A 14,868-nucleotide genomic window follows, 5' to 3' on the forward strand; every position below is an offset into this window, starting at 1 on the left:
GCCAAAGGTTGTATACAAGAAGCGGGATATTCGTTCCGCGGCCAAGTCGCTGCCGCTCTGTGGAAACTCGCGCTCCGAGTTCGTGTTCCAGGTTTCGGCGCGCGCGTTCCTACGGTCCCTCGACTCGATCCGGTGCGTCGTCGGCGTCCATCTCGGCCAGAAGGTCTTCGTCGCGTGCGATGTGCTCGTCCATCAGGAACCCCGCCTGAACGGGTGATCCGTTGAGGATCGCCTGCGCGATCGCGGCGTGATCGCTCCACGATATCCGGGTGCGGGTATCGAGGTGCTGGCCGAAGATCCAGGCCACCCGCTCCAGGATCTGCTCCAGCATCGCCCGCAGTTGCTGGTTGCCCGAGGCCTCGGCCACCAGGGTGTGGAATCGCAGCGTGAGCGGTGGCAGTTCGTCGTGTGCGTGGCTCAGATTCGCGGACCGGCCCTGTTCCACGACCCGCTGCAACTCTTCGGCGACCGCGCCGCCTCGGTTTCGCGCGGCCAGCTGGGCGGACAGCACCTCCAGGCCGCGCCGGATCTGCACGAGTTCCGTGGCGGCCGAGCCCGAAGGTGCCGAGACCGTGGCGCCCCGGTAGCGGACCAGGGTGACGAAGCCTTCGCTCTGCAATTGCGACAGCGCCTCGCGGACCGGGATGCGTGACACTCCGAAACGCTCGGCGAGGTCGACCTCACGCAGCCGATCGCCGGGGGCGAGCCGTCCGGCCAGGATGTCCGCACGCAAGGCGTCCGCGACCGCGGCGCGTGGTGCGGTTCGGGCGGTGTGCTGCGAGGTGGTCACGCTCGTGAGCGTAATCGGATCCGGAGAGGATGCGCCCTGACGAAATTATTGTCTCTCTGATCCACGAGTCCGCACGCGCCCTGACCGAACTGCTCGACCGGCACCTCACGTCGCGGGAGGTGACCGCGCAAGCAGGCGCCCCTGCTGATCAACCTCGCCGACGGCGAATCCGGCCTGCTGGATCGTGCCCTGACCAGCGTTCGGATGGGTCACGGCCGATAAATTCAGCCGGGCGCCGCTCCCGGTGTGCACCCGGGTTCAGGCCACTCCGAGCATCTGCGCGGCGGCGGCGAGGTCTTTGTCCCCTCGGCCGGAGAGACACAGCAGCACCAGTGAGTCCTCGGGCAGTTCACCCCGTTCGGCCATTGCCATCAAGTAACCGACAGCGTGCGCGGGTTCCAAGGCGGAGACGATTCCTTCATGCCGGCTCAGCGCGGTCAGCCCGCGGAGCGCGAGCTCGTCGGTGGCGGTCCGGCAGATCATCCGGCCGGTGCTCTCGAGGTAGCTGAGTTCGGGCCCGACACCCGGATAGTCGAGGCCGGCGGCAATGCTGTGGGTGGGGGCGACCTGGCCGTCGATGTCCTGCAGCAGGTAACTGAACGAGCCGTCCATCTCGCCGGGGGTGCCCGCGGTCAATGTCGCGGCATGGGCGCCGGATTCTATGCCCCGGCCCGCCGCCTCGACTCCGATGAGCTGAACCTCCCGATCGCCGGCGAAGGCGTGGAAGGTCCCGACGGCATTGCTGCCGCCGCCCACGCAGGCCAGGACGAAATCGGGAAGCCGGCCCTCGGCCACCAGGATCTGGCGCCGGGCCTCCGCTCCGATGACGGTCTGGAAGTCGCGGACGATCTGCGGATACGGCGCCGGACCCGCGGTGGTGCCGAACAGGAAGTGGGTGGTGTCCACGGAAGCGACCCAATCGCGGACCGCCTCACTGATCGCCGCCTTGAGCCGGCGGCCCCCGGTATGCACCGGCCGGATATCGGCGCCCAGCAGCCTCATCCGGACAACATTCGGTTCCTGTCGCTGGATATCCGCGGCGCCCATATAGATGGTGCATCGCAGGCCGAGCATGGCGCAGACCGTCGCCACGGCGACGCCGTGCTGACCGGCCCCGGTTTCTGCCACGACACGGCTCTTGCCCATCCGGACCGCCAGTAATGCCTGGCCGAGCGCATTGTTGATCTTGTGTGCGCCCGTATGGGCCATATCCTCCCGCTTGAGATAGACCCTGACGCCGGCGATATCGAGCATCGCGGCGAACCGCGGAATCCGATGTTGCAGTGTGGGTCTCCCCACCCGGTGCCGCAGGAGCGCCATCAATTCATCGGTGAATTCCGGGTCGGCCCGGGCCTGCCGGTAGGCGCGGTCCAGGTCGAGAAGCGCCGCCATGAGACCTTCCGGAACGTATCTACCTCCGAAACGGCCGTAACGGCCGAATTCGTCCGGATATATCCCGTGCTCATATGTGCTGTTTCCCCCGGGCCGGCTGATAGCCATACGCGTGAACGCTTTCTCTGGACCGTTTGAATATGCCGGACGGCTCTCGGCCGGGTCGGGTGCACCGAATAATAGAGTGCAGTTGCCTCGGGTTCTCATCCATCATCGGGTGGTACGGGGGCGTTTCCCGCATCGGTTCGCCGGGCGGTGTGAACCGAGGCTAACTGCCTGCGTGAGGCCGGGAAATATGGTGAGAGAACAAAATTGAGAGCGAGTTTTGTGCCGGCTGCACTATCTGGTTGTAGCACTGGGCGTGAATACCGATTCGCGAGTGTCGCTGTTCAGCATTGGGAAGTATTTCGTTGACTTTCCGGGGTTACCGTATTTTGTGGTGGTCGAAATGTGGCGGACGCGCCACACTTCTGCAACCCCGCCGAAACCACCGGTTCAATCGTCGCCGGTGACCTCTCACATTCCCGAAGGGAAATGCCATGTTCGGTACCGTTGTCAAATACGTCGGAATCCCGATTGCCGCCGCCTCCGCCGTCGTCGCGATCTCGGCGGCCTCCGCCTCCGCGCAGCGCAGCGATGTGGCTCCGCCCCGCACCGATCTCGACGTCGTCGTAGGCCAGTGCGTGCTGGAAACCGCCGGTTACAGCCAGTTCCAGTCCTGCGTCAACGCCGCGCTGGAGCCCTGACCCGAGGCTGTGCCGGGTATGCCGGGACCCGCGTGGGTTCCGGCATACCCGCGACCCACCGCCCACCGCTCGTCCCGTCCACGAATGCATCACAAACGAGCGAGGAGTAACCGTTCTCGGCCCCGCTTCCGCTGACTACACGCGGTCGGCGAATTGACCGCCGCCGGGCAGGTACTACGCCGTGGCCCGCGGCCACCGCTTGATCTTCGTTTATCCACACAAAACCCGATAGTCCACGTGGCTGCGGCCTCAGCCGCCGATCGAGAGATGGCTACCGGGCACTGTGAGCGTCGGCCGACGGTGGAACAGCGCGGTTAGAGCGCCATGCGGCAGTAGAGTCCACGGCCGTGTGACCGAGCCCGTCCAGCCAGTGCGGCAAATTCGTTGAGGAGGTCCGCAAGATAGCCGGGATCGGCACAGCCGTAGAACTCCTCCGCTTGCGACCACGGTACAGAGATCTCGGCCAATCGCTCGGAGGGTGCGTCCGCCAAGGCGTCGCGCAGCTCGTCGGGCAGAGTAACGATCCAGGTACTCTCTGCCTCCGGGCTCGTCACCAGATGAACGAATCGGGGATGTCCGGTAAGCCGTGATAAAGGTTCACGAATCAGCAGCGCCACCGCCTGCCCGAGCAGGACACCGGGGTCGATCGTCTTGACGCGGAGCGTGTCGAAGCCGGCGTCATCAGGTCCCTCTGCAAAGGCTGATGCTGCTGCTTGATCGCCGGGTGCGCTGAAGTAATCGTAGAAGGCGCTCACACCGAGGAGTTTGACAGTGCGCTCCGAAGCCGGTCGTACTCTGATGGCGGAGAAGCCGCGTCGGCCCTCGGTGCAGTCGATCGCAGCCTGACACACGAACCGTGATCGTAGATGAAAGTGAGTGAAAACCAGGGAGTCGCACAGAGAACGCCTGATCGAGAAGTGTGCTCCCCGCGCCCCCGGGGGATATGACGTGGTCAGTGTCGCGCCGACGGTGGTTACGGGCTTCCCGTGTGTTCAGCTGGTGGAGGCGGTGGCGAACGGGGTTCCGGTGGCGGCGACGGGCCGGTCGACCGCGCGGCGCCACAGGCCCTTCTTCTCCAGGATCGGCAGCACACCCTCGCCGAACCAGTACGCCTCCTCGACGTGCGGGTAGCCCGACAGGATGAAGTGGGAGATACCGAGGCGCGAGTACTCGATCAGGCGTTCGGCCACTTCCTCGTGCGACCCGACCAGCGCGGTGCCGGCGCCGCCGCGGACCAGGCCGACGCCCGCCCACAGGTTGGGGGCGATCTCGAGTTTGTCGGTGCGGCCGCCGTGCAGTTCGAGCATGCGCCGCTGGCCTTCGGATTCGCTGCGGGCGAGGTTGGACTGCACGCGTTCGATATCGGCCGGATCGATCCCCTCCAACAGCCGATCCGCTTCGGCCCACGCCGCCTCCGAGGTGTCGCGGGTGATGACGTGCAGCCGGATACCGAAATCGACGGTGCGGCCCTGCCCGGCGGCCAGGCCGCGGATCCAGTCGAGTTTTTTGCTCACCGCGAAAAGTGGTTCGCCCCAGGTGAGATAGGTGTCGGTGTACTGGGCGGCCACCGGGCCGGCTGCGGGGGAGGAGCCGCCGAAGAAGATCGGGGGCAGGGGGTCGGGGTGATTGTTCAGCAGGGCGTTCTGTACTTGGAGGTGTTTACCTTCGAAGGAGAACGGTTCGCGGGATTCCCACAGGCTGCGGACGATGTGCAGGAATTCGCCGGTGCGTTCGTAGCGCTGTTCCTTGTCCAGGAAATCGCCGAAGGCGCGCTGTTCGTGGGGTTCGCCGCCGGTTACCACGTTGAGTAGTAACCGGCCGCGGGAATGCCGCTGGAAGGTGCCGGCCATCTGGGCGGCGAGGGTGGGGCTCACCAGGCCGGGCCGGAACGCGACCAGGAATTTCAGGGTCTCGGTGGTTTCCACCAGCATGGCGGTGGCCAGCCAGGCGTCCTCGCACCAGGCGCCGGTGGGGGTGAGGACCGCCTCGAATCCGTTCTCCTCGGCGGCGCCCGCGATCTGGTTCAGGTAGCGCAGCGAGGCGGGCCGGTCGCCGGACATGGCCGTACCGTGGCCGCCGGCGATCAGGCCGCGCGAATCGCCGTAGGTGGGCAGGAACCAGTGGAAGGACAGGCTCATCCGGAGAACTCCTTCGAGGGGCTCGATAAGTGGGCAGGGCGGTGGCCGAGCTCCTCGCCGGGCCGGCCTCCGATCCTGACCCATCCCGCCGCGCAGGTCACCGGTTGGAATCATCGGGATTCTTGGGGAGTGGGACGTCCGCGGTTGCCGTGCGGCCGAGACGCGCACCGCCGCCGCTCGCCCGCGGCGCGGATATCCGGCCCGCCCGGGTACCAGGAGCACCGGGACGATCGGCGGGGGTTTCGATCGCGGTGCGTGTAACGGGTGAATGCGACGGGTGCCGTCGGTGATTGTGGACAGATGACCTCCATCGCTTCCCCTCCAGCGACCGATGCCGATCTCGACGCGGTGTTCGCGCCGATCTACGCCGATATCGCGACGGGCGCGGTCGAACGCGAGATCGACCGCCGGCTCGCCCACGACGAAGTCCGCCGCCTGCGGGAGGCGCGTTTCGGTGCGCTGCGGGTCCCGGTGGAGAACGGGGGATTCGGGGCGAGTGTGCGGCAGCTGTTCCGGCAGCTGATCGAACTGGCCGCCGCCGAATCCAATCTGCCGCAGGCGCTGCGGGTGCATTTCGTCTTCGTGGAGGACCAGCTGCTGGCCGAGGCCGGTGCGGGCCGGGAGCGCTGGCTGCGGGCGCTGTCGGAGGGCACATTGATCGGTAACGCGATCACCGAGCCGGGGGTGGGCGCGGTGGACCGGTACGCCACGCGGCTCACCCGGGCGGGGGACGGGTGGGTGCTCAACGGCACCAAGTACTACAGCACCGGATCGCTGTACGCCGATCACATCCTGGTCGCCGCGGATCGCGACGGTGAGCGGGTAGGTCTGCTGGTGGCCGCCGACGCCGAGGGGGTGCGTCAGCACGACGACTGGGACGGTTTCGGGCAGCGGCTCACGGCCAGCGGGACCACCGAGTTCACCGAGGTCGCGGTGGCCGAGGAGCAGATCCTGGGCCCGGGTTACGGGGTCGCCGGGCCGACGTATTCGACCGCCTATCTCCAGCTGGTCCAGCTGGCGGTGCTGGCGGGGATCGCGCAGCGCGCCGAGCGCGACACCCGGGAATGGGTGGCGCGGCGCCGTCGCGGTTACACCCATTCCGCCGCCGATCTGCCTCGCCACGATCCGCTGGTGCAGCAGGTGATCGGCCGATTGTCGGCCGCCGCGTTCAGTGCGCGGGCGAATGTGCTGGCGGTCGCCGATCTGCTCGACGAGGTGCTGGCCGCGGGCGCGCGGGACGAGAGTGCGCTGGTGGCGCTCGAGTTGGCGTCTGCTCAGGCCCAGCTGGCGGTGATCGATACCGTCCTGCCCGCCACCAGCGAATTGTTCGAGGTGGGTGGGGCTTCCCTCACCGCCGAAGGGCTGCGGCTGGACCGGCATTGGCGTAACGCCCGCACCATTTCGGTGCACAACCCGGCGATCCAGAAGGCCCGCGCTGTCGGCGATCATCTGCTCAACGGCACCGAACTCCCGTTCGCCTGGAGCGCGGGCGAGCGCGCGGCGGCGCAGGAGCCGGCGAAATGACCCGGCGGATCCGGTTCAACGCGTTCGATATGAACTGCGTCGCGCACCAGTCCCCGGGACTGTGGCGACATCCCGACGACCAGTCGCATCGGTACAAGGAGATCGGCTACTGGACCGAGCTGGCCCGGCTCCTGGAACGCGGCCGGTTCGACGGGCTGTTCATCGCCGATGTGCTCGGTACCTACGACGTCTACGGCGGTGACGACCGCGCGGCGCTGCGGCAGGGCGCGCAGATCCCGGTGGCCGATCCGTTGCTGCTGGTATCGGCCATGGCGGCGGTGACCGGGCACCTCGGTTTCGGGATCACCACCGGCACCGGTTTCGAGCATCCGTATCCGTTCGCGCGGCGGTTGTCCACCCTCGACCACCTCACCGGCGGCCGGGTCGGCTGGAATGTGGTCACCGGGTATCTGCCGTCGGCGGCCCGGAATTTTGGGGCCGCCGATCAGCTGGACCACGACGACCGCTACGACCAGGCCGACGAGTATCTCGAGGTGCTGTACAAGCTGTGGGAGGGATCCTGGGAGGACGACGCGGTCGTGCGCGACCCGCAGCGCAATATCTATGTGGACCCGGCGAAGGTGCACCATATCGGCCACGCCGGTGAGCATTTCACGGTGCCGGGTGTGCATCTGTCCGAGCCGTCACCGCAGCGGACGCCGGTGATCTACCAGGCGGGGGCCTCACCGCGCGGGGTGCGGTTCGCCGCCGAGAACGCCGAGGCGATTTTCGTGGCCGCGCCGTCGAAGCGGGTGCTGGCGCAGACGGTGACGAATATCCGGGACGCGCTCGAGGCCGCCGGACGGGACCGTTACGCCGCCCGGATCTACGCGCTGGCCACCATCGTCGCCGATGCCACCGACGCGGCGGCGCGCGCCAAACACGAGGACTACCTGTCCTACGCCAGCGTCGAGGGCGGACTGGTGTTCATGTCGGGCTGGATGGGTATCGACCTGTCCCGCTACGACCTCGACGATCCGATCGGTGCGGTGCAGAGCAACGCCATCCGGTCGGCCGTGGCGGCCTTCCAGGAATTCGACGACGACGGCCGGGAGTGGACGGTCCGCGATATCGCCCGGTGGGCCGGGATCGGCGGGATGGGGCCGGTGTTCGTCGGGTCCGGGGAGACGGTGGCCGACCGGTTGCAGGAATGGGCCGGGGAAACCGATGTGGACGGGTTCAACCTGGCCTACGCGATCACACCGGGGACCTTCGAAGATATTGTCGAACATGTGATTCCGGTCCTCACGGAACGTGGTGCCTATCCGGGCGAGTACGTGCCGGGGACGCTGCGCAACGCGCTGTTCGGCCGGGGCGACCGGTTGCCCGCCGAACATCGAGGTGCGCGGTACCGGCTGGGTGGTCCCGGGTCCACGGCGCTGCCGGACGAGGTCGCGCGGGGGTCGCAACTGGTGCCCTGACGCCGACGAGCACGGGCGGAGCCGGGTCGCCGCCGGCACGAACCGGCCGCCCGGGATGTGGAGGTTGCCCGGTATCCGAGATACGGCGGGAACGCGCCGGTCAGGGTGGCGTCAGCGAATTCACGAACACCTCGGCGACCGCCTCCAGCCCGCCGCGGTCGATCTCGTCGAACCGTGACGGCTGCGGGCTGTCCAGATCGAGGACTCCGATCAGGGTGCCGTCGTGAACCAGCGGCACCACGATCTCGGAGCGGGAATCGGCATCGCAGGCGATATGGCCCGGAAAGGCGTGCACATCGGCGACCAGCTGGGTCTGCCGGGACGCGGCGGCGGTGCCGCACACCCCGGACCCCAGCGCGATCCGCACACAGGCCGGTTTGCCCTGGAACGGGCCGACTACCAGTTCGTGCCCGTCGAAGAAATAGAAGCCGGCCCAGTTCACCCCGGGCAGTGAGTGGAACACCAGCGCGCTCAGGTTGGCGGCATTGGCGATCCGGTCGGTCTCGCCGGTCACCAGCGCCGCGGCCTGCGTGGTGAGTTCGCGATAGCCCTCGGCGCGGTCGCCGGAGAGCGGAACGAGGTCGAAGGACATGACCGGATCGTAGGACGGGCCCCGGCCAGTCCGCTGGGCCCGGGCCAGGCGCTGCCCAAAAAACGCGCGGTCCAGTACTTTTCGTCTATCAACTCGCGGTGAGTGTAATAGTGCACGGCACCGGCGGTGACCGAGACCATAGCGCCATGACATCCCAGACCACTTCCCCTCGTAAGGCAGCTGTCGTCGGTGCGGGACAGACCGGCGTCACCGCGGCGCTCGGCCTGCTCGACGCCGGTTTCGACGTCACCCTCTACAGCGAACGCGATCAGCGCGAACTGCGCGACGCGGTGCCGGCCACCGGTACCGCGCTGATCTTCGGTGAAGCCCAGGACGCCGAAGCGAAACTCGGCCTGCCCACCTACCGCGACCGCGCCCCGCTGCACACCGGTCTCACCGTCCGGGTCGCCGGTGGCGGTGCGGAACTGATCGCCTTCGACGGCGCGTTCCACGGTTTCGTCGGGCTCGCGGTCGACACCCGGCTCAAGGCCGATGAGCGTCTCACCGTATTCCGTGAGCGCGGCGGGCGTTTCGTCGTCGACACCGTCACCCCGGAACGGCTCGACCCGATCGCCGCCGAGAACGATCTGACGCTGGTCGCCACCGGGCGCGGCGGGCTGTCGCAGCTGTTCGAGATCGACACCGCCCGCACCGTGTACGACGCGCCGCAGCGCACCCTGCTCACCGTGACGGTCACCGGGCTCCCGCACGACGAGTCGGTGTTCGCGCATCGCAGCCCGGCCGGTGGCGGCCGCAGCCTGTTCTCCATCGTCGCCGAACAGGGCGAGGCGTGGTGGGGTCCCTATCTGCACAAGGACGTGGGTCCGAGCTGGGCGTTCCTGGGCTGGGCGCGGCCGGGCAGCGATTGGGAGAAGCGGTTCCAGGCCGCCGACTCGGCGGAATCGGCGCACCGCATCGTGACCGATCTGTACCGGGACTACCTGGACTGGGATCTGCCCGAAGTGCTTGCCACGAAGGTGATCCCGGAGGATCCGCACTCCTGGCTGAAGGGCGCGGTCCGCCCGCTGTTCCGCCGCGGGGTCGGGCATACCAGTGGTGGGCATGTGGTGGCGGCGCTGGGCGATACCGCCGTGGCCTACGACCCGATCGCGGGCCAGGGCGCGCAGAGCGGCCTCATCCAGGCGCAGCGGCTGGTCGCGGCGGCCGCCGCGCACGACGGGGCGTTCGACGACGCCTGGATCACCGAACAGTACGAAGCGTTCCTGTCCTTCCGCGCCGAGGATGCCGCCAAGGTCACCCGGCTGTTCCTCAGCGATCCCGACTTCGCCGAGGTCGGCGGCGAGTTCTTCAGCGCGGCGGCGGCCGATCCGCGGTTCGCCTCGGCGCTGGTGAGCACCCTGCACCAACCGCAGGCGGCGCATTCGGTGAACTCGGTGGAAGACGCGCACAACCTCATCGCCCAGGTCACAGGGGAGGACGCGGCCACCGTGCTGGGCCGTTTCCAGCCGGCGGGACGGTTCAGCCGGTCGGAATACAAGGGTCACGTGGCGTCCGAGGCCTGACGTAAAACAGCGGGCACCCGGTACACCGAACTGCGCCCGTTGTGTATCGGGTGCCCACCCGGCGCCCTCGGCCGAGCGGGCCGTGGCCCCGGACGTCGACCGGCGTCGCCGCGTCCGGCGGCTCCGGTGCGACGGCGGCAGTGCCGTTCGGCCCGATCGGTTGTCTGCGCCGGATCCGGGGTCTTGCACCGCCGCCGAGGCGTTCCTCGACACGATCGGCTCGGCCAACACCGAGCAGGCCCTTCCGGGATGTGATCCGGCAGATTCAAACCCTCGTATCCCCTCCACCCCACTGGTGAACTGTGGGCGCGCCGGACCCGCGCCTGCCGCGTCCGGCTTCCAGACGACCCCACGCCCACGGCCGGCAGCGGGAGCAGCGAGGATGCGATACCTCCGCCGACGCTTCGGCCGCCACGGACCGCGCGTACCAGCTTCAGGGAGGCTCCATGAGTACCGAGAACATCACCGACGAGATCCGGTTCGCGTACTGGGTGCCCAATGTCAGCGGCGGGCTGGTCACCAGTGAGATCGAACAGCGCACCGGCTGGGATTTCGAGTACAACAAGAAGCTCGCCCAGACCGCCGAGCGCAACGGGTTCGACTACGCCCTTTCCCAGGTGCGCTACACCGCGTCCTACGGCGCCGAGTTCCAGCACGAGTCGACCTCGTTCAGCCTGGCGCTGCTGGGCGCCACCGAACGGCTGAAGGTGATCGCGGCGGTGCATCCCGGCCTGTGGCATCCGGCGGTGCTCGCGAAATTCGGCGCCACCGCCGACCATCTGTCGGGCGGGCGGTTCGCGATCAATGTGGTGTCGGGCTGGTTCGCGGGGGAGTTCACCGCATTGGGCGAACCGTGGCTCGAGCACGACGAGCGGTACCGGCGCAGCGCGGAATTCCTCGAGGTGATCCGCAAGATCTGGACCGAGGACGACGTGAACTACGGCGGCGACTTCTACCGGATCCGCGATTTCACCCTCAAGCCGAAACCCCTGAACACCCCCGAGCGGCCGAATCCGGAACTCTTCCAGGGCGGTAACTCCAGCGCGGCCCGGCGCAACGGCGGCCGCCACGCCGACTGGTACTTCTCCAACGGTAAAGATTTCGACGGTGTCACCGAACAGCTCGACGATCTGCGCGCCGTGGCCCGGGCCCACGACCGGGAAGTGAAATTCGGGCTCAACGGCTTCATCATCGCCCGCGACACGGAGCGGGAGGCGCGGGAGACGCTGCGCGAGATCATCGCCAAGGCGAACAAGCCCGCTGTGGAGGGCTTCCGGGACGCGGTCCAGCAGGCGGGCGCGTCCACCAGCGACGGTAAGGGTATGTGGGCGGATTCCAGCTTCGAGGATCTGGTCCAGTACAACGACGGTTTCCGGACCAAGTTGATCGGCACCCCCGAACAGGTCGCCGAACGTATCGTCGCCTATCGCGAACTGGGGGTCGACCTGATCCTCGGCGGCTTCCTGCACTTCCAGGAGGAGATCGAGTACTTCGGCGCCAAGGTGCTGCCGCTGGTGCGCGAACTGGAGGCCGCGCGACGTCCCGCCGCCGCGGCGAGCCGGTGACCGCCGTCGGCGCCTCCCGGATCACCTCCGCGGACCAGGCCCGCACGGCCGCCGCGCGGCTCGCGGCCGAGTTCGCGGGTGGGGCGGCCCGCCGCGACGCCGAACGGGAGCTGCCGTTCGCCGAGATCGGGCAGCTCACCGCGAGCGGGCTGCTCGCCGTGACCGTCCCCGCCGAACTCGGCGGCGCGGATCTGCCGCCCAGCGCGGTCGCCGAGATCGTGCGGCTGCTGGCGGTGGCCGACCCGAATATCGCGCAGATCCCGCACAGCCATTTCGTCTACGTCAACCTGCTGAAACTGGCCGGATCCGACCAGCAGCGGAGCCGGTATCTGACGGCGGTGCTCGACGGCGCGCAGATCGCCAACGCGCAGTCCGAGCGGGGCGGCGCCACCGTCGCCGAGATCGCCACCACCGTCGCGCCGATCGAGGCCGCGCAGCGGTTCCGGATCGACGGCACCAAGTACTACTGCACGGGGTCGCTGTTCGCGGACACCCTCGCCGTGCTCACCCGGCTCGACGACCCCGAGGGGCGTTCCGGTCTGCCGCCCGGGCAGTACGTAGCGTTCCTGCCCGCGAACGCGCCCGGGGTCCGGATCGTCGACGACTGGAACGGACTCGGGCAGCGCACAACCGGCAGCGGCACGGTCGTATTCGAAGGGGTCGCGGTGGAGCGCGATCAGCTGGTGCCCCGGACCGCGGCCGTCGACGCCCCGACCGCCTACGGCGCGTCCGCGCAGCTGCTGCACGCCGCGATCGATGCCGGGATCGCACGCGGCGCCCTCACCGCGGCCACCGAGTTCGTGCGCGACAAGAGCCGGCCCTGGTTCGAGGCGGGGGTGTCGCGGGCGATCGACGACCCGCTGGTGATCCAGCGGTTCGGGGAACTCGCGGTGACCCTCGCCGCCGCCGAGTCCACCCTGACCACCGCCGGTGCCGCCGTGGACGCGGCGGTGCACGACTCCGATCTGGTGGGTGACGCGTCGATCGCGGTCGCCACCGCGAAAGTTCTCGCCGACCGGGCCGCCAACGAGATATCCGGCGCGCTGTTCGAGGTGAGCGGAACGCGCAGCGCGGCAGCGGATCTCAATCTCGCCCATTTCTGGCGTAATGCCCGCACCCATACCCTGCACGATCCGGTCCGCTGGAAGTACCAGCACATCGGCCGCACCGTGTTGCACGGGACGCCGCCGCCCCTGAACGGGGTGATCTGAGGGTCCGCCCACATCGGGTTCCGGGAGCCGATACCGCGGTACCGCCGCGGGATCGCGGGAGTTACGTCGCGACCGAACCCGAATGCAGATCGGTGACGACCGCGGGCACGATATCGACCAGCTCGGGAACGAACTCGCCGCTGACCGGGCTGATATTGCAGACCGTGGCGACCAGGTAGACCCCGCGCGGGATATCGGTGAACGAACCGGTGACCCGACCGGCCGAGGCGAATTGGATCTGCGGCCCGGCGGCAACGGTGCCGTCGGCGATCAGGCGCTGCAGCAGCGCGAACGCGTCGGGGGTGCGGCCGGACAGTGAATCGACGGCGGCGGGGGTGAGCGCGGGCGCCGCGGCCAGGGTGTCCACCAGGACGGTGGTGCATTCGCCCGGGATGACCGGGAAGTTGTTGCGCCGGTTGGGGATATCGGACACCGTGTATTCGATGGTGGTACCCGAGACACCTGCCGAGAGGGAGATCGCCGGCCGCACATCCTGGCCGGCGGCCGCCGCCGGGAAGAGCGCGGCCAGGACGGCCAGCATGAGCGCGGCGAAGGTCGCGCCGAGGCCGAGACGGAGAACGGACCGATCCATCGATCTCTCCTGTTCGTCAGGTTGGGGTCACGCTAGCAGGAAAAAGCAGGTCAGCGTGGTATTCGCGCGGGTGTGCCGAGCAATCACGGCGCCCTCCTCAAAAAGGACTTCCGCGCCATCGCCGACGCCGTCCGCGAGACGGTGGTGGCCGGAGAGCGCGGTCAGGAGAGGCGTTCGAACACCGCCGCCAGACCCTGACCACCGCCGATGCACATGGTCTCCAGGCCGTAGCGGCCTTCGCGGCGGTCGAGTTCGCGCAGCAGGGTGGCGAGGATACGGGCGCCGGTGGCGCCGACCGGGTGCCCCAGCGAGATACCGGAACCGTTGGGGTTGAGCCGTTCGTCGCCGGGTTCGATCTTCCAGTTGCGCAGCACGGCCAGGGTCTGGGCGGCGAAGGCCTCGTTGAGCTCGATGACCGACATATCGTCTAGGGTCAGGTCCAGCCGGGCCAGCGCCTTCTCGGTGGCGGGGACCGGGCCGATGCCCATGGTGCGCGGGGGCACCCCGGCCACCGCCCAGGACGCGAGCCGCGCCAGCGGCCGCAGGCCCAGGGCACGCGCCTTTTCCGGGGTGGTGACGATACAGAGCGCGGCGCCGTCGTTCTGGCCGCTGGCGTTACCGGCGGTGACGGTGGCGCCGGGGTCCACACGGCCGCGGATCGGCCGGAGTTTCGCGAGCGTTTCGACGGTGGTATCGGCCCGGGGGTGCTCGTCGGTGTCCACCAGCACGGGGTCCGATTTCCGCTGCGGCACCCGGACTCCGACGATCTCGTCGGCGAATCGGCCCGCCCGCTGGGCGGCCACCGCGCGCTGATGCGACTGCACCGCCAGCTCGTCCTGCTCGGTGCGATCGATGGAGTACTCGGCGCGCAGGTTCTCCGCGGTTTCGATCATGCCGCCGGGGACCGGGAAGTTCTGACCGCCGGCATTGACCCGGGCGCGGGCCAGCCGGTCGTTCAGGGCCACCCCCTCGCCTTGCACGCCCCAGCGCATACCGGTGGCATAGAACTCGGCCCGGCTCATGGATTCCGTCCCGCCCGCCAGCACCAGATCGCTGCCGCCGGTGGACACCTGCATACAGGCCTGTAGCACCGCCTGCAGACCCGACCCGCAGCGCCGGTCCACCTGCAGACCCGGAACCTCCACACCGAGACCGGCGTCCAGGGCGGCCACCCGGCCGATCGCGGGCGCCTCGCCGTTGGGGGAGGCCTGCCCGAGGATCACATCGTCGATCTGTTCGGCGGCCAGGCCGGTGCGGGCGAGGAGTTCGGTGATCAGGGTGGCGGCCAGGGTTTCCGGCGCGATATCGGAGAACACTCCGCCGAACCGGCCCACCGGGGTGCGCAGTGGTTCACAGATGACGGCGTCGTACATG

General features: G+C 68.7%; 13 protein-coding genes. 6 read left to right on the forward strand and 7 right to left on the reverse strand.

The features are described from left to right. Positions 1–109: 109 nt before the first annotated feature. Both AB0F41_RS10905 and trpB read right to left on the reverse strand, forming a co-directional pair. Positions 110–790 carry a GntR family transcriptional regulator gene (locus AB0F41_RS10905; RefSeq protein ID WP_357422599.1) on the reverse strand — a complete coding sequence of 227 codons (681 nt, stop codon included), beginning with the start codon at positions 788–790 and terminating at the stop codon, positions 110–112. 258 nt (positions 791–1,048) lie between these two features. Next, a complete protein-coding gene (trpB, locus tag AB0F41_RS10910) occupies positions 1,049–2,290 on the reverse strand; it encodes a tryptophan synthase subunit beta (RefSeq protein ID WP_357422600.1) in 1,242 nt (413 codons plus the stop codon). Between the two features lie 431 nt (positions 2,291–2,721). Here trpB and AB0F41_RS10915 point away from each other — a divergent pair, with 431 nt between their 5' ends. Beyond that, positions 2,722–2,928 (forward strand): hypothetical protein, encoded by a 207-nt coding sequence (locus AB0F41_RS10915; RefSeq protein WP_357422601.1) that lies wholly within the window; start codon positions 2,722–2,724, stop codon positions 2,926–2,928. A 314-nt stretch (positions 2,929–3,242) separates the two neighbouring features. On the opposite strand, the gene AB0F41_RS10920 is transcribed toward AB0F41_RS10915, so the two are convergent. Further along, complete coding sequence (locus AB0F41_RS10920) at positions 3,243–3,683, reverse strand: hypothetical protein (RefSeq protein ID WP_357422602.1); 441 nt, start codon at positions 3,681–3,683, stop codon at positions 3,243–3,245. Between the two features lie 237 nt (positions 3,684–3,920). Further along, entirely contained in the window at positions 3,921–5,066 is a 1,146-nt protein-coding gene (locus tag AB0F41_RS10925; protein ID WP_357422603.1) for an LLM class flavin-dependent oxidoreductase, read from the reverse strand. Positions 5,067–5,366: 300 nt separating this feature from the next. Between AB0F41_RS10925 and AB0F41_RS10930 the strand changes: the two genes are divergently transcribed. Both AB0F41_RS10930 and AB0F41_RS10935 read left to right on the forward strand, forming a co-directional pair. Next, positions 5,367–6,590 (forward strand): acyl-CoA dehydrogenase family protein, encoded by a 1,224-nt coding sequence (locus tag AB0F41_RS10930; protein ID WP_357422604.1) that lies wholly within the window; start codon positions 5,367–5,369, stop codon positions 6,588–6,590. Then, the gene (locus AB0F41_RS10935) at positions 6,587–8,011 is read left to right on the forward strand and encodes an LLM class flavin-dependent oxidoreductase (protein ID WP_357422605.1); all 1,425 of its coding nucleotides are present in this window, start codon (positions 6,587–6,589) and stop codon (positions 8,009–8,011) included. The genes AB0F41_RS10930 and AB0F41_RS10935 overlap by 4 nt, the downstream gene beginning before the upstream one ends. A 100-nt stretch (positions 8,012–8,111) precedes the next feature. Here AB0F41_RS10935 and AB0F41_RS10940 read toward each other — a convergent pair whose 3' ends face one another. Continuing rightward, the gene (locus tag AB0F41_RS10940) at positions 8,112–8,603 is read right to left on the reverse strand and encodes a GAF domain-containing protein (protein WP_357422606.1); all 492 of its coding nucleotides are present in this window, start codon (positions 8,601–8,603) and stop codon (positions 8,112–8,114) included. Between the two features lie 146 nt (positions 8,604–8,749). On the opposite strand from AB0F41_RS10940, the gene AB0F41_RS10945 reads away from it, so the two are divergent. The 3 genes from AB0F41_RS10945 (at position 8,750) to AB0F41_RS10955 (ending at position 12,902) form a co-directional block, all read left to right on the forward strand. Next, positions 8,750–10,126: a styrene monooxygenase/indole monooxygenase family protein gene (locus AB0F41_RS10945; RefSeq protein WP_357422607.1), complete on the forward strand. Its 1,377-nt coding sequence runs from the start codon at positions 8,750–8,752 to the stop codon at positions 10,124–10,126. Between the two features lie 446 nt (positions 10,127–10,572). Next, positions 10,573–11,691 carry a dimethylsulfone monooxygenase SfnG gene (sfnG, locus tag AB0F41_RS10950; RefSeq protein WP_357422608.1) on the forward strand — a complete coding sequence of 373 codons (1,119 nt, stop codon included), beginning with the start codon at positions 10,573–10,575 and terminating at the stop codon, positions 11,689–11,691. Then, positions 11,688–12,902 carry an SfnB family sulfur acquisition oxidoreductase gene (locus AB0F41_RS10955; RefSeq protein ID WP_357422609.1) on the forward strand — a complete coding sequence of 405 codons (1,215 nt, stop codon included), beginning with the start codon at positions 11,688–11,690 and terminating at the stop codon, positions 12,900–12,902. The genes sfnG and AB0F41_RS10955 overlap by 4 nt, the downstream gene beginning before the upstream one ends. 61 nt (positions 12,903–12,963) lie before the next feature. On the opposite strand, the gene AB0F41_RS10960 is transcribed toward AB0F41_RS10955, so the two are convergent. Both AB0F41_RS10960 and AB0F41_RS10965 read right to left on the reverse strand, forming a co-directional pair. Continuing rightward, positions 12,964–13,494, reverse strand: coding sequence for a hypothetical protein (locus tag AB0F41_RS10960; protein WP_357422610.1), 531 nt, complete (start codon positions 13,492–13,494; stop codon positions 12,964–12,966). A gap of 161 nt (positions 13,495–13,655) precedes the next feature. Beyond that, complete coding sequence (locus AB0F41_RS10965) at positions 13,656–14,867, reverse strand: acetyl-CoA C-acetyltransferase (RefSeq protein ID WP_357422611.1); 1,212 nt, start codon at positions 14,865–14,867, stop codon at positions 13,656–13,658. Between the last annotated feature and the right edge of the window lies 1 nt (position 14,868).

Source organism: Nocardia sp. NPDC024068, from assembly GCF_040638875.1.
Classification (GTDB): Bacteria; Actinomycetota; Actinomycetes; order Mycobacteriales; family Mycobacteriaceae; genus Nocardia.

Excerpts from the sequence above, each read along its gene's own strand:
- AB0F41_RS10915 (WP_357422601.1), top strand. The coding sequence starts at position 2,722 with ATGTTCGGTACCGTTGTCAAATACGTCGGAATCCCGATTGCCGCCGCC.
- AB0F41_RS10930 (WP_357422604.1), top strand. The coding sequence starts at position 5,367 with ATGACCTCCATCGCTTCCCCTCCAGCGACCGATGCCGATCTCGACGCG.
- sfnG (WP_357422608.1), top strand. The coding sequence starts at position 10,573 with ATGAGTACCGAGAACATCACCGACGAGATCCGGTTCGCGTACTGGGTG.
- AB0F41_RS10925 (WP_357422603.1), bottom strand. The coding sequence starts at position 5,066 with ATGAGCCTGTCCTTCCACTGGTTCCTGCCCACCTACGGCGATTCGCGC.
- AB0F41_RS10945 (WP_357422607.1), top strand. The coding sequence starts at position 8,750 with ATGACATCCCAGACCACTTCCCCTCGTAAGGCAGCTGTCGTCGGTGCG.
- AB0F41_RS10965 (WP_357422611.1), bottom strand. The coding sequence starts at position 14,867 with ATGTACGACGCCGTCATCTGTGAACCACTGCGCACCCCGGTGGGCCGG.
- AB0F41_RS10940 (WP_357422606.1), bottom strand. The coding sequence starts at position 8,603 with ATGTCCTTCGACCTCGTTCCGCTCTCCGGCGACCGCGCCGAGGGCTAT.
- AB0F41_RS10960 (WP_357422610.1), bottom strand. The coding sequence starts at position 13,494 with ATGGATCGGTCCGTTCTCCGTCTCGGCCTCGGCGCGACCTTCGCCGCG.
- AB0F41_RS10935 (WP_357422605.1), top strand. The coding sequence starts at position 6,587 with ATGACCCGGCGGATCCGGTTCAACGCGTTCGATATGAACTGCGTCGCG.
- trpB (WP_357422600.1), bottom strand. The coding sequence starts at position 2,290 with ATGGCTATCAGCCGGCCCGGGGGAAACAGCACATATGAGCACGGGATA.